The organism is Sphingobacterium sp. SGG-5, assembly GCF_011043525.1.
Classification (GTDB): Bacteria; Bacteroidota; Bacteroidia; order Sphingobacteriales; family Sphingobacteriaceae; genus Sphingobacterium.
Window position 1 is genome coordinate 427,101 of record NZ_JAAKGO010000003.1, and the last position, 14,954, is coordinate 442,054.

The window sequence follows — 14,954 nt, forward strand, 5'->3', positions numbered from 1 at the left end:
ATGCAAGTATTACATCTTAGTGTCGAGTGTTTTCCGGTAGCCAAGGTGGGTGGCCTGGCCGATGTAGTGGGTTCCTTGCCCAAATACCAACGCCACTTGGGTATAGATGCCGCCGTTGTGATGCCTTGGTATGATACACCCTTTGTGCGTGAAAATGAATGGGATAAAGTGGCGGAGGGTTCATTCTACCAAGGGTCGGAACCGCTGAACTATATTGTTTTTAAAGAACGTGTAGATAAGTTGGGGTTCCCCTTGTACCTGATTAAGATACCTGGCAAACTGGATCGTCCGGAAGTCTATTGTTATGCCGATGAGGCCGAGCAGTGGATTGCTTTTCAGCATGCGTTTTTGCGGTGGATAAAATATGATCGCACAGCACCGGATATTATCCACTGTCACGATCATCACGTAGGACTTATTCCATTCCTAATCCGATATGCAAATGAATTTAACAGTCTGAAAGACATAAAAACGGTGTTTACCGTGCATAACGGGCAATATCAAGGTTGGATGGGATGGAACAAATCGATTATACTTCCCGCATTTGACACCTGGAGATGGGGATTGCTGGATTGGGACGGTATGATTAATCCCTTGGCGACAGCTATTAAATGTTGTGACGCCTATACGACGGTATCCGAAGGTTATTTGGAGGAGTTGTATGTGGAAGCCAATGGCCTTCAGCATTTATTCCGCGATGAATCGGCGAAATCAAGAGGTATCGTCAATGGAATAGACGTTAGCTATTGGAATCCGGCTACGGATCCGCTGATCCCGGCTACCTATTCTTTGCCGACAGCTGCACAAGGGAAGCAGGAAAATAAGAAAAAGCTATGTGCACAATATGGATTGAGTGAGCAGCTGCCTCTACTTTCCTTTATCGGTCGGTTTGCACTGGAAAAAGGAGCCGATTGTCTCAGTAAAATAATACGCAATTTGCTTTCGCAAAATATGGCTGAAATTACTATATTTATATTGGGCTCGGGTGATCCGCAGATCGAGGACGAGTTAGCGGATTTAAAAGCGGAATTTCCGAAGCATATGGGGCTCTTTGTCGGATATAATGAAGCACTGGCCCATCAGGTATATGCCGCATCGGATATGTTGCTGATGCCTTCCCGGGTAGAGCCTTGCGGATTAAATCAGCTGTATGCCTTAAAGTATGGTACGATACCTATTGTAAGGGGTATCGGTGGATTGCAAGATACCGTCAAGGATGTTTCGGAGGATGGTGGATATGGTTTTGTATTTGCGCAGTTAGGAGGGAATGATGCCGAGGAGGCTGTAGAACGTGCTTTAGAGCAGTATAAGACGGAGAAGGATTGGGAAGTCCTTCGATCACGTGCCATGTCACTGGATTTTTCTTGGGATAAATCAGCACAGAAGTATAAAGATTTGTATGACCAATTAATAAATTGATTATGTTGCATAAAGTTGTTTCTATCGTATTAGGAGGAGGAAGGGGAACCAGATTATATCCGTTGACCGATCAGCGTTCAAAGCCGGCTGTTCCCATCGCAGGAAAGTACAGGTTGGTGGATATTCCGATATCGAACTGTCTGAACTCGAATTACAATAAGATTTTTGTACTGACGCAGTACAATTCAGCGTCGCTGAACAAACATATTAAAAACACCTACAACTTCAGTATTTTTAGTAAGGGGTTTGTCGATATCCTTGCCGCCGAACAGACCAATGAGGGGGATAGATGGTTTGAGGGAACGGCAGATGCCGTACGGAGGACGCAAAAAAACATGATCAGTGTAGATTATGATTATGTGTTGGTATTATCTGGAGATCAGCTTTATCAGATGGATTATTCCGCTCTTGTCGATTTCCATGTAAAGCATGGAGGTGAGATTACGATTGGGACCATCCCGGTCACGGCGAAGGAGGCCGGAGGGTTTGGGATATTGAAGTCCGACGAGCACAATGAGATCACATCTTTTATAGAGAAACCTAAGGCTGATGTATTGCCAGAATGGACTTCCAATGTATCCGAAGATCTGGAAAAGCAGGGAAGAAATTATTTGGCTTCTATGGGAATATATGTGTTTTCCAAGAATGTGTTGCGAAGACTGCTGACGGAGGATCCGGGAATGGATTTTGGAAAGGAAATTATTCCTAATGCGATTGGTAAGCTTAAGGTACTCAGTTACCCCTTTGACGGTTACTGGACCGATATTGGTACAATCAGTTCTTTTTTTGACGCGAATATACAACTAACCGATAATATACCTTCTTTTAACTTGTTTGGTGATCCTGTCTTTACGCGACCGCGCATGCTTCCGCCATCCAAAATATCGGGCACGACTCTCAACAATGCGATTGTAGCCGATGGATGTATTGTTCTGGCGGATAAAATAGAGCGGTCGGTGATTGGAGTCCGTTCTCGGATTGGCCGTGGTACAGTGATCAAGATGACGTATATGATGGGTTCTGATTATTACGAAGACTTGAATGAGGTCGTGGAATTGATTAATACCCAGCAACCGCCACCGATAGGCGTCGGCGAACGCTGTTATATTGAAAAGGCTATTCTGGATAAGGATTGTCGTATTGGAAATGATGTCCGTATAACCGGGGGAGATCATCTGGAAGATGGAGATCATAAGGAGTATACGGTGCGTGATGGAATAGTGGTCATCAAGAAGAATGCGGTTATTCCAAATGGAATGACTATCGGATGTTAATTTTTTTTGCCGTTACTTTGCAATTATGCTTAAAATTTTAAATATCATTTTGGTGACTGTCTTGTTTGTATCCTGTAATAAGGCAACAATTGATTTAAGGGGCTTTGAGCCTTCGGAAAATAGTAACAGTAATAATAGCGGTAATACGGGTAATAATAGCGCTTTATTGGGAAAGTGGAAGCTTGATAAAGTGACGGAGGAAGGTAAAACAGAAGAACCTGAAGAAGATTCGGACGGTACTGAGATCTTTATTGAATTTTTCTCGAATGGGAAGGTGAGAAAGACATTCATCTTTATGGACGAAGATAACAAGCCGATGGAACCTATGATCGGTGAAGGTACTTACAAACTTTCTGGTGATAAAAAGACATTAACTATTGACGATGAAGATGGTGAGGAGGTTGTTGAGATTACTTCGCTAACATCAACATCGTTAATTTATCGATCGTGGGTTTCCATTTCAGTTGTAGGTGGGGATAGTAATGGATATTGGACTTCTATGCATTATGTAAGAGTGTAATAATTCGGCGTCGAGAGCAATTTGTAAAAAGATATTATGATGAATTTTTGAGACTAAATGAGGAAATACATTGTGCCTTTACAGCCATCTTTGTAAAGACCCATTAATTTACTCTTAATTAGCTGTATGAACCGAAAGACTCTTTTTTGTAAAGCAATTGTACTTATAACGCTATTTTTTGTTTCGATTTCAGGTTTGTTCTCTCAAGAACAATGGCACATTGTACCGGGTAAGATCACGTCGCCCTGGGCGGAGAAAGTTAATCCGAAGAATCCCTTGCCCGAATATCCAAGACCGCAGTTAGTCCGTGAAAACTGGCAGAACCTGAACGGCATTTGGCAATATGCGATCCGTCCGGGAAAACTGGGTACCATACCGGCATCCGTGGATGGCGATATATTAGTGCCTTATCCGGTTGAATCTGCCTTATCCGGTGTGGGTAAAGCCGTCGGTAAAGAAAATACATTGTGGTATAAGAAAAACATTACCGTTGATAAAGCTTTGCAGGGTAAAGAAGTCCTTTTACATTTCGGAGCGGTAGATTGGCTGACGGAGGTCTATGTAAATGGTACGAAGGTAGGATCCCATGCAGGTGGTTTTGATCCATTTTCGTTTAATATCACCCCATTTCTCAAAAAAGGTGCGCTCCAAGAAATCGTTATTGGTGTTTGGGATCCCACGAACGAAGGACCACAACCCAATGGAAAGCAGGTGGTCAGCCCCGAGGGAATTTGGTATACACCGGTTACCGGCATTTGGCAGACCGTTTGGTTAGAAGGGGTAGCAAAAACACATATCGTATCGACGAAACATACCCCGGATCTGGATCATAATTCCTTGACAATAGACACAAAGGTTTCCAATGTCCAGGAAGGAGACCAAGTGCGTATCGCGGCTTATAAACGTGGCGAATTGGTCGGTGAAGTATGGGCTATTCCTAACAAAAAGTCGCTATTGGAGATTGATAATCCGATACATTGGTCGCCCGAAAATCCCTTTTTGTACGATCTGACATTCGAAATCTTGCGAAAAGGAAAGGTGATCGATAAAGTTTCCTCGTATTTTGCATTTCGGAAGATTTCTATGGAAAAGGACGGCAATGGTATTCAGCGTATGCTGTTAAACAATACCTTTGTTTTCCAATATGGACCGCTGGATCAAGGCTGGTGGCCTGACGGGTTATACACCGCACCTACAGACGAAGCGTTGTTATTTGATATCCAGAAGACCAAAGAGATGGGCTTCAATATGATACGTAAACATATCAAAGTAGAGCCAGCACGTTGGTATTACCACTGCGATCGATTGGGGCTTTTGGTTTGGCAGGATATGCCGAGCGGTGATCTCGGAGGAAACAAATGGGATATGCGTCCCGGACTTACCCGAGGTCAGATGCACGATAAGGAGCGTTCCGCCGAGTCCGAAGCGATCTTTCGCAAGGAATGGAAAGCGATAATTGACGCCTTATATAACTTTCCATCTATTGTGATATGGGTGCCTTTTAATGAAGCCTGGGGACAATTCAAAACGGTAGAAATTACCGAATGGACGGAGCAGTATGATCCTACACGATTGGTCAACAGTGCCAGTGGCGGTAATTTCTTCCCAACGGGGCATATCCTCGATATTCACAACTATCCGGATGCGATCATGCCCCGACCGGAGTTGTTCGGTGCCAAACAGATACTGGCATTGGGTGAATTTGGTGGATTAGGATTGCCGATCGAAGGACATACCTGGCAGGAGAAAGATAACTGGGGATACCAGAGTTTTAAAAATAAAGAGGAACTGAAAGAACGCTATGACCGGTTGATGTCCGATTTGAACCGGCTTATTCCACTAGGGCTCTCTGCGGCGGTGTACACGCAAACTACCGATGTGGAAATCGAGACAAACGGATTGATGACCTATGATCGAAAGGTCATAAAAATCCCGGAGAATGAATTGCATGAGATGCATCAAAAGTTGTATCAACATAAGATAAAATAATAATGGGGGGCTGGAAAGCCCCCTTCTTATTTATTTTTACTCTTTTGCTGTTCTATATATTCACTCGGCGTTATTCCAAATTGCTTTTGAAAGTTTCGGCCAAAGTGCGTCTGCGAATTATACCCGACCATATAAGCAATTTCGAAAATTTTGTACTGTCCTAAAGATAAAAGTTCTGCCGCCTTCTTTAACCTCGAAATATTAATCAGGTCATTGGGTGTGAGGTCTGAAATGGCTTTTATCTTTCGGTATAAAGTTGGTCGGCTCATATACATCATCTGGGCCAGTTTTTCGACATCCAATTCGGGATCGGCGATATGTTCTTGTATCAATTGATTCAACTTTTCAAGAAAGATCTCATCCGCTTTGTTGTGTGCCATCGTATTGATATGCGCCAGCGGTGAGCTGACGAAAAACTCCCGGACTTTATTTCTATTTGCCAGTAAACTATGTATCTGCGCTTGCAGGTGAGCGACGGAAAAAGGTTTCTCTATATAGGCATCAGCACCCTCTTCGAGCCCTTTTATTTTGGATTGTAACGTATTCTTCGCCGTGAGCAGAATGATTGGAATATGACTGAATTCGACATCAGATTTAATAATCCGACAAAGCTCAAAACCGTCCATGATCGGCATCATGACATCACTGATTATGAGTTGTACCGTATGTTGAGCTAGTAGATCCAGTATTTCCTGGCCATTAATAGCCTTTAAGGTCGTGTAGCTTTCGCTCAGATCATCGGCAATAAAATCCAATATCTCCAGGTGGTCATCCGCAATGATCAAGGTCGGTTTGCCTGTCTCGTTTTCTTTATCATTTTTCACGTTCATTATCGGTCTGCATTTGTGGTAATATAAGAATAAATGTGTTCAGATTATCGTCGGTAAACTGTAATTCAAGAGAACCGTTCAACAGTTCAGCCATCGATCGGGATAGTGCCAGCCCTATACCTGTTCCTTGTTTATGGATGCCTTCTTTCATGCGATAGAAGGGTTCAAAAATTTTCTCACGCATTTCCTTGGGGATAAGAGGGCCATCATTTACCACCCTAATCTTAATCTGTGCCGATGTGGCAAGGCTGTCGTATTCCAGATATACGCGGACAAAGCTATGGCAATATTTAATTGCATTGTCCATCAAATTGGTGATAATCTTCACAAATGCTTCGCTATCCATATCGGCATAGATATGTTCTTGCGGTACATGAAGTGATAATTGTACTTTTTTCTTCTCTGCCGATAGACGGAAGCTGCTGTACGTCTCGCTTAACAAATCGGTAATGTCAACTTTTTTGAACGATAAGCTAAAGCCATTTGCTTCTACTTTTCGAAAATCCAATAACTGTCCTGAAAGTGTGATCAGTCGTTCGGTATTCCGTTCAATCAGCTCCAGGTTTCGCTTCACCGCCGGGGTAGCATTGATCATTTGGATAACTTTTTCCAACGGTGCTTTGATGAGCGTAAGTGGCGTGCGTATCTCATGGACAATGAGCGTAAAAAAATCAATCTTCGCTTGGTAGAGCGTCTTTTCACGTTGGTGTTTTATCGTATCCAGACGCCGTCTGTTGCGTTCCTTGATCTTTCTATCATAGCTGTTTATGCTATAGTAAATTATCGCGACAACCAGCGCGAAGTAAAATAAATAAGCGGCAGTACTCGCCCAGAAAGGCGGAGAAATCTCGATATATAATTTTGTTTCTTTACCTTTAAACGATCCCTTCGAGTCCACGACATTGACTATAAAGGTGTATTTACCCGGTGCCATATTCGTAAAATAAACCTTTCGGTTCTTTTTTAGGCGTACCCATTCCTTATCAAGGCCCTCCATTTTATACGCGTACTCCGTCATGGTAGGCGAGGTAAAGCTCAACGCCGCAAAGTCTATACTGAAAGTCGATTGGTTGTATTTCAACTTGATCGTTTTCGTAAAGATGATGGAAGAGCGAAGCGGCGAATCCTCGGTTCCGATACGAAGTTCCTGATTGTGCACCTGAAATCCTGTGATATAGACTGGTGCCTGATAATCCGTCTCCCTATAATTTCTTGGATCAAAGCGTATCAGCCCTTTGACACTCCCGAAGTACAAGTTGCCCGACTCATCTTTGTAAGACGAATTGTAATTAAACTGATCGCTTAGTAACCCGTTCGCTCTCGTAAATACCTTCATGTCGTTGCTCTCCGGATCCAGGCGGACAAGTCCTTTCGATGTCGATATCCATAGGATACCGGCATTATCTTCCATGAAGGAAAGGATAAGATTACTGGGAAGACCATTATGCTTGTCAAAACGGGTAAAACTTGTACTTTTCGTATTGAATTTACATAGTCCACCTTCAGTCGCAATCCATATTTGATTTTTGCTATCTTGAAATATACGGTTGACACGATTACTGCTGATACTATTGAAATTTGTTGGGTCGTGCGTGAGGCGTCCTTTCTTTTTTGTAGAAGGGTTGAAGTAAAACAGCCCATCCCGCCACGTTCCCACCCAGATCGTACCTTCGTTATCTTCAAATAATGTCGTATAAAAAATGTAATTAGGTACATCCGACGATCGACTGAAAGATCTGGTGACTGGATTATAGCTATATAAACCCCGCCCCGTTGCCAAGAGTATATTGCCTCTTTTCGTTTTTAAAATGTTGAAAATGAAATTATTGCCCAGAGCCCCTCTTGTGTCGTCCGCATTGTAATGCTGAAACACTTTCCCCGTTGGAATATCCAATAAATCCAACCCATGCTCAAATGTACCGATCCAAAGTGTATCCCCTGTGGCGAGTAGTCCATGAATATTGCTATGTGCGATCGAACCGGCTTGTCTACTAGGTTTGAAGTTGGTAAACGAAGTTGTTTTCGGATCGAATCGATTCAGTCCGCCGTCTTCTGTACCTACCCATATCTTACCATATTTATCGGCGACAATTTCTCTTACCGCATACCCCGATATCGCATTTGGAATGTCCTTCGGAAAGAATTTTTCAAAAAATGTATTGGTTTTCGAATAATAATTGATTCCACCAAAATAGGTGCCAACCCAAATTGCGCCCTCCTGATCCTTACAGAAGGTATATACAGCGTTATCTGCCAAGGACCAAGGGTCATCTTTTTCCCGGGTAAGGAAGGTATGTATGTCGGTCTGCATATCGTAGACGACAATTCCAGATTCCGTCGCAAACCAATATTCCTGATCCTTATGATGAATGATGTCCCTGACAAATATGGCTTCGTTTTTATTATCCCGGGATAATAGGCTTTTACAGCTATGACTTATAAGATCGAAGAGCTTTATACCATGTTTTCTCGTTCCGAGAATAAATTGGTTACCTGATGTATAGTATATTTTCTCGATCCAGTGGTCGACGCTGGGAAGTGCATCTTCAAAAATCGGATAGCTCGTGAATTTTTCCGTATGGCGATTGTACTGCAACAGTTGGCCATGGGTTGTACTTAGCCATACTTCCTGTGCATTGTTGGTAAAACAAAACGCGCTGACATTGATTTTATGGCTTACCTGTACGATACTGTCTGTTTTCGTCTTATATTGATAGAGAACAAGGTCGCTGATAAACCAGATATCACCCGTATGATCTTCCCGGATATCCAATATTTCATCAACAATGGAAGCATGCAGCAAACGAAATTGTTCGAAAGCCGGATCGAAAATATAGATACCCTGATCTGTACCTACCCATATTTTGCCGTCCCGGCTTTCATGGAGTGCCCGGATATAATTACTGCCCAATAAGGAACCGGCAGATGGATCATTTTGGAAAACCTTGAATGTATAACCGTCAAAACGATTCAACCCATCCTTGGTACCAAACCACATAAAACCTTTGCTGTCTTGGAGACTACAGAGTACGGCATTATTGGAGAGGCCCTGTTCGACCTGATAGTGGGTGAAATAATATGGCTGGCTTTTGAGGGCGACTGCCCACAAGGCGTACAAAGTGAATATGTATACTGTTTTTAGCAAGCCGGTGTTTGGATAAGGTCCTTTTTAATTAAACGTAGATAAATATACAGGAAAAAAAACGATATAGTAGCGTCAATGAGACGATATGTAATAAGTTTGAAACAAATGGGAGATAAGACTTCCCCGATAAAGGAGAACTTCGTAATGAAGCAATTATAAACTATCTCATGCAGAAACCAATATATTTCATTCTTTACATTTTTATACTGTTGACGATAAGTTTTAAGCACGGTATCTGTAAAGCTGACGATGGGTATAATCTATGGCTTCGGTATGAACAAATACAAGATGAACAGTATAGAAATACATGTAAGGGTGCTTTAAACACAATATGTGTATTAGGTCATTCCCCCGCAATAGAAGTTGCTCGTCGGGAGTTGGAGCGTGGGCTTTCTGGACTACTGGGCACGCCTATAAAGACGTTGTCATCTCTTCTTGAAACACCCGCTGGGGTCATCGTCACAACGTTAAAGGACTTACCGAATGAAGTCGCATCACAGCTGCCAGAACTCATGCAATTGCAAAAGGAAAGTTTCCTGATAAAACAGGTAAAGCGTGGGAAAGTAACGACATTATATATTGTAGGTAAAGATGATGCCGGTGTTCTCTATGGTGTATTCCATTTGTTGAGAACAATTCAGACAGGCGGAGATCTCGACGATATCGACCAATTACATTTTCCCAAATTACAGTGGCGGATGTTAAATCATTGGGATAACCTGAATGGTACCGTAGAACGGGGCTACGCCGGACTGTCTATATGGAAATGGGATGAGCTGCCCGAAAAAATAGACGTGCGTTATATCGATTATGCCCGTGCCAATGCTTCGATCGGTATAAACGGTGTTGTTCTGAATAACGTCAATGCATCTCCTCAAATTTTAACCCCTGAATATATAGAAAAAGTGAAGGCGTTGGCCGATGTCTTCCGTGTATATAATATTCGAGTTTTTCTAGCGGTCAATTTTGCCTCACCAAAGGTTTTAAGTGCTCTTCAAACCGCCGATCCACTGAATCCGGATGTCAAGATGTGGTGGAAGGATCGAATAGCAGCGATATATCAACGGATACCGGATTTTGGTGGTTTTTTGGTCAAAGCCAACTCAGAAGGACAGCCCGGGCCACAGGATTACGGACGTACACATGCGGATGGAGCGAATATGTTGGCTACTCTTTTAAAACCTTATAACGGCATATTGATCTGGCGGGCTTTTGTGTATAAGGCCCATAATCCAGATCGGGTGAAGGATGCGTACGATGAATTTAAGCCGTTCGATGGGAAATTTCTTCCAAATGTAATGCTTCAAACAAAAAATGGACCTTTAGATTTTCAACCCAAAGAGCCTTTTTCACCCTTGTTTGGCGCGATGCCACACACATCCCAGATAATGGAGTTTCAGATTACACAGGAATACCTCGGTTTCAGCACGCATTTGGTCTATTTGGCTTCTTTATATAAGGAAGTGCTGGAATCGGATACCTATGCAAACGGCGAAGGCTCTACAGTTGCTCGTGTAATTGACGGCTCGCTACAGGGGCAGCGACTGACTGGCATGGCGGGGGTAGCCAATATTGGGACGGCAAGAAACTGGACGGGACATCCGTTTGGTCAGGCCAATTGGTACGCGTATGGTCGCTTGGCATGGAATCACCAATTATCTGCCGAGCAATTAGCGGAGGAATGGATTCGGATGACTTTAACGACGGATACTTTTGCTATTGTCCGTATTAAGGCGATGATGCTCAATTCGTATGGATATATAGTAAACTATCAAACGCCATTGGGACTTACTGTGCTTAGTAGCGTAGGGCATCACTACGGCCCGCAGCCTTGGGCAAGAAAGAGTTTTCATAAAGCCGATGCTAACGGATTGGGTTTCGATAGGAGTCTAAGAGGAAGTGCAGCTGTTGCACAATATTTTCCGCCAATACGCGATTCATTCGACAATATAGCCACTTGTCCCGAAAAATATATCGCTTGGTTTCATCATGTTCCCTGGGATCATGTTATGAAATCCGGACGGACATTTTGGGAAGAACTGTGCTTTTCCTATTATAATGGGGTAGAAGGTGTGCGTCGTATGCAAAAAAACTGGGAGCAGGTACGTCATGCTGTAGCTCCTGCAGTCTACAGCCGGGTAGAGAAACTATTGGAGATTCAAGAAGATGAAGCCGTATGGTGGCGTGATGCATGTCTGTCGTATTTTAACGAGTTTTCAAAAAAAACTATTCCAGAAATGTACGAAAAGCCGCGATATAACCAAAAAGACTTTAAACGTAAGGAGTCAGAAAGCAAAAGTCTAAGGCATTACGGTACAGGATATCCATAAAAAGACAAAATAAGGAGGTATTGAAACAAATAAACGAATCAATCCGTTTTGTTTTCATGAACTTAGCTTCTGCTAACAGGAAGTAAAAACCATATTATAAATTGTAAAAATAGCATGAATAATTTTTACTATGCGTCCGATGCACAGAAGATTCAAAAAAGATAGCTGATAAACATGTTGTTGGGGATAAAGAGGGAATGAAATATGAATAGTAAAAGCAATAACAATTTTAAACACATAAATTATGAGTAAACGATTATACCATTTGTGTATCCTCTGTTGTCTGCTCTTGTTAGGAGCTTTACCTCCGGTGAATGCACGGTCATTTTCGCTGAGTTTAGATCCGAAGTTTGCCAACGAAGATCTGCAAACCAAAGAAGTAAGAGGTACTGTAAGGGATTCGACGGGAGTTTTGGCGGGTGTATCCATTACGGTTAAGAATCAAAGTAGTATAGGTACGACGACAGATTTAAACGGAAAATATATCCTTGATGTTCCAGGTGAAGATGCTGTACTGGTCCTTACTATCGTAGGGTATGAAACACAGGAAATCCCAGTCAGAGGGCGGGAGGTCATCGATGTACAGCTGGTCGCATCGGCCGCGCAGTTGGAGGAAGCTGTCGTGGTGGCTTTTGGAAAGCAAAAGCGGACCGATCTGATCGGTTCAGTCACTTCCATTAATCCCAGTGAATTAAAGGTACCGTCGAGCAACTTAACAACGGCTCTGGCAGGACGTTTGGCCGGTATTATTGCCTATCAGCGCAGTGGTGAGCCGGGAGCTGATAACGCCGAATTTTTTATTCGTGGAGTTACCACGTTTGGTTATAAAAAAGATCCGTTGATCTTAATCGATAATATTGAGTTGACCAGCACGGATCTGGCTCGTCTTAATCCAGATGATATCGCCAGTTTCTCCATCATGAAAGACGCGACGGCGACGGCTCTATATGGTGCAAGGGGAGCGAATGGAGTAATATTGGTTACAACGAAAGAAGGTAAAGAGGGTAAGGCACGGATTAATTTCCGTGTGGAGAACTCTATATCTATGCCGACCCGAAATGTCGAGTTGGCAGATCCTGTGACCTATATGAAACTTAATAACGAAGCTGTGTTGACGCGGGATCCACTGGGCGAGTTGCTTTATACCGATGAAGAGATTAATAATACTGTACCTGGATCAGGTTCTTATCTTTTCCCCGCGGTCGATTGGCGGAAAGAGTTATTTAAGGATTATGCCATGAATCAACGAGCAAACCTAAGTGTGAGCGGTGGAGGAAAAGTAGCCCGTTATTACGTTGCGGGCTCCTTTACAAAGGATAATGGAGTATTGAAGGTAGATCCACGTAATAATTTCAACAACAATATTGACCTTAGAACTTCTTCGTTACGGGCTAATGTCAATATCAATCTGACATCGACGACGGAATTGATTACACGTTTGGGTGCTACATTTGATGATTATACGGGACCTATTTATTCCGGAGGTGGATTTTATACCCGTGTCATGCGTGCCAATCCGGCCAAGTTTCCGGCCTACTATCCGATAGACAACGATCACAGCTATGTCAAGCATATCATGTTTGGGAATACGGCGGAAGGGAATTATCTAAATCCTTATGCGGATATGGTCCGAGGTTATAAAGATTCCGAGCGCTCCAATATGAATGCTCAAATTCAGGTAACGCAGAAATTTGACTTCATTACACAAGGATTAAGCGCAAGGGCGCTGATTAATACAGCTCGTGTTTCATATTTTGATATGATACGTCAGTATTCGCCATTCTATTATGCGCGTGGGGGTTATAGCATACGGGATAATACCTATCAGGTCTTTATCGTCAACGAAGACAAAGGTACAGATTACCTGGATTACAATTCTGCGAATGGAACTCAACTGATTAACTCGAATGTCTACCTGGAAACAGCCGTAAATTACAACCGCACGTTTGCCGATCGCCACAATATAAGTGGTATGTTGGTTTATATCATGCGTGGTGCATTGGATGCAAATAGAGGTACATTACAAGCGTCACTTCCTTACCGAAATGTTGGGTTATCAGGCCGGACCACCTATGCGTATGATAACCGTTATTATGCAGAGTTTAACTTTGGATACAATGGTTCGGAACGGTTTTACAAAGCACAACGCTTTGGTTTCTTTCCTTCGGCGGGTGTAGCTTGGACTGTCTCCAATGAGAAGTTTTGGGAACCGTTTAAACAGATCGTCACTAATTTCAGACTGCGAGGCACGTATGGTTTAGTGGGTAATGATGCTATCGGAGAAGGACGTTTTTTATACTTGTCTGAGGTGAACCCTGATGATGGTGGTATGAGAGCCGTCTTTGGTCGAAACAATGGTGAGGGTAGAAATGGCGTATCTGTAAAGCGGTATTCGGACACCAATATTACTTGGGAAACCGCCGCCAAAACTAATTTGGCTATAGAATTAGGTCTGTGGAATAGGTGGAATTTTGTAGGTGAATATTTTCGGGAGCACCGTACCAATATCTTGCAGGAGCGTGTTTCCACGCCGGCCTCTATGGGGTTGTGGGCCACACCGGCAGCCAATATTGGTGAAGCTACCGGACAGGGGGTAGATATGTCCTTGGATTATAATCAACATTTTTCGAGTGGTGCGTGGGTACAGGCTAGAGCCAACTTTACCTATGCGACCAGCGCCTATAAAGTGTTTGAAGAATACGACTACGATACCGAATGGTGGAAATCCAAGATTGGATATCCCATGAGTCAACAGTGGGGTTATATTGCCGAAAGTTTATTTGTTGACGACGCAGAGGTAGCTAACTCACCCCGACAAAATTTTGGGGAGTATATGGCCGGTGATATCAAGTATAGGGACATTAACAATGATGGGCAGATCACCTCATTGGATCAGGTGCCGATAGGGTATCCGACCATGCCGGAGATCGTCTATGGTTTCGGTTTTTCCTTTGGTTATAAGAATTTCGATATATCTTCTTTCTTTCAGGGAGCGTCAAGAGAATCTTTTTGGATTGATCCGGCAGCTACAGCGCCCTTTGTAGCCTATCACTACAGCGATGCGGAGCGTAATTCAGGAACTGTATTCACGAATCAATTGCTTCAAGCTTATGCCGATAGCCATTGGTCAGAAGATAATCGAGATTTGTATGCTCTTTTTCCGCGGCTTAGTACCTATTCCATCGATAACAATACCCAAAGAAGTACTTGGTTTATGCGAAATGGTGCATTCCTGAGAGTAAAACAGGTCGAATTGGGATATACTTTTCCTAAGGCTTGGACCAATAGAATAAAAACAGATAATATCCGGATATATGCGAATGGTACAAACCTATTCACTTTTAGTAAATTCAAGTTATGGGATGTGGAGATGGCAGGTAATGGACTACGCTATCCTGTACAGCGGGTATTTAACATTGGATTACAAGTATCCCTATAAATTAGATG

8 protein-coding genes are annotated in these 14,954 nt (G+C 42.9%); 6 read left to right on the forward strand and 2 right to left on the reverse strand.

The window, feature by feature from the left end; translation table 11 throughout:
- The 4 genes from G5B30_RS06290 to G5B30_RS06305 all read left to right on the forward strand — a co-directional run bounded on the left by G5B30_RS06290 (position 1) and on the right by G5B30_RS06305 (position 5,202).
- The gene (locus tag G5B30_RS06290; RefSeq protein WP_165319109.1) at positions 1 to 1,419 is read left to right on the forward strand and encodes a glycogen synthase; all 1,419 of its coding nucleotides are present in this window, start codon (positions 1 to 3) and stop codon (positions 1,417 to 1,419) included.
- Positions 1,420 to 1,421: 2 nt separating this feature from the next.
- Positions 1,422 to 2,693, forward strand: coding sequence for a glucose-1-phosphate adenylyltransferase (locus G5B30_RS06295; protein WP_165319110.1), 1,272 nt, complete (start codon positions 1,422 to 1,424; stop codon positions 2,691 to 2,693).
- A gap of 52 nt (positions 2,694 to 2,745) precedes the next feature.
- Positions 2,746 to 3,213 carry a lipocalin family protein gene (locus tag G5B30_RS06300; protein WP_165319111.1) on the forward strand — a complete coding sequence of 156 codons (468 nt, stop codon included), beginning with the start codon at positions 2,746 to 2,748 and terminating at the stop codon, positions 3,211 to 3,213.
- A 126-nt stretch (positions 3,214 to 3,339) separates the two neighbouring features.
- A complete protein-coding gene (locus tag G5B30_RS06305; protein WP_165319112.1) occupies positions 3,340 to 5,202 on the forward strand; it encodes a glycoside hydrolase family 2 protein in 1,863 nt (620 codons plus the stop codon).
- 26 nt (positions 5,203 to 5,228) lie between these two features.
- Here the strand turns inward: G5B30_RS06305 and G5B30_RS06310 are convergent, their stop codons facing one another.
- Both G5B30_RS06310 and G5B30_RS06315 read right to left on the reverse strand, forming a co-directional pair.
- Positions 5,229 to 6,032, reverse strand: coding sequence for a DNA-binding response regulator (locus G5B30_RS06310; protein ID WP_165319113.1), 804 nt, complete (start codon positions 6,030 to 6,032; stop codon positions 5,229 to 5,231).
- Complete coding sequence (locus G5B30_RS06315; RefSeq protein WP_165319114.1) at positions 6,016 to 9,150, reverse strand: two-component regulator propeller domain-containing protein; 3,135 nt, start codon at positions 9,148 to 9,150, stop codon at positions 6,016 to 6,018. The genes G5B30_RS06310 and G5B30_RS06315 overlap by 17 nt, the downstream gene beginning before the upstream one ends.
- Before the next feature lie 194 nt (positions 9,151 to 9,344).
- Here G5B30_RS06315 and G5B30_RS06320 point away from each other — a divergent pair, with 194 nt between their 5' ends.
- Positions 9,345 to 11,507, forward strand: a complete 2,163-nt coding sequence (locus G5B30_RS06320) for an alpha-glucuronidase family glycosyl hydrolase (protein WP_165319115.1) — start codon at positions 9,345 to 9,347, stop codon at positions 11,505 to 11,507.
- A 244-nt stretch (positions 11,508 to 11,751) separates the two neighbouring features.
- A complete protein-coding gene (locus tag G5B30_RS06325) occupies positions 11,752 to 14,946 on the forward strand; it encodes a SusC/RagA family TonB-linked outer membrane protein (protein WP_165319116.1) in 3,195 nt (1,064 codons plus the stop codon).
- Positions 14,947 to 14,954 lie beyond the last annotated feature (8 nt).

What these genes read in the sequence shown, in the direction of transcription:
- G5B30_RS06325 (WP_165319116.1), top strand. Translation starts at nt 11,752, where the DNA reads ATGAGTAAACGATTATACCATTTGTGTATCCTCTGTTGTCTGCTCTTG.
- G5B30_RS06290 (WP_165319109.1), top strand. Translation starts at nt 1, where the DNA reads ATGCAAGTATTACATCTTAGTGTCGAGTGTTTTCCGGTAGCCAAGGTG.
- G5B30_RS06305 (WP_165319112.1), top strand. Translation starts at nt 3,340, where the DNA reads ATGAACCGAAAGACTCTTTTTTGTAAAGCAATTGTACTTATAACGCTA.
- G5B30_RS06310 (WP_165319113.1), bottom strand. Translation starts at nt 6,032, where the DNA reads ATGAACGTGAAAAATGATAAAGAAAACGAGACAGGCAAACCGACCTTG.
- G5B30_RS06295 (WP_165319110.1), top strand. Translation starts at nt 1,422, where the DNA reads ATGTTGCATAAAGTTGTTTCTATCGTATTAGGAGGAGGAAGGGGAACC.
- G5B30_RS06320 (WP_165319115.1), top strand. Translation starts at nt 9,345, where the DNA reads ATGCAGAAACCAATATATTTCATTCTTTACATTTTTATACTGTTGACG.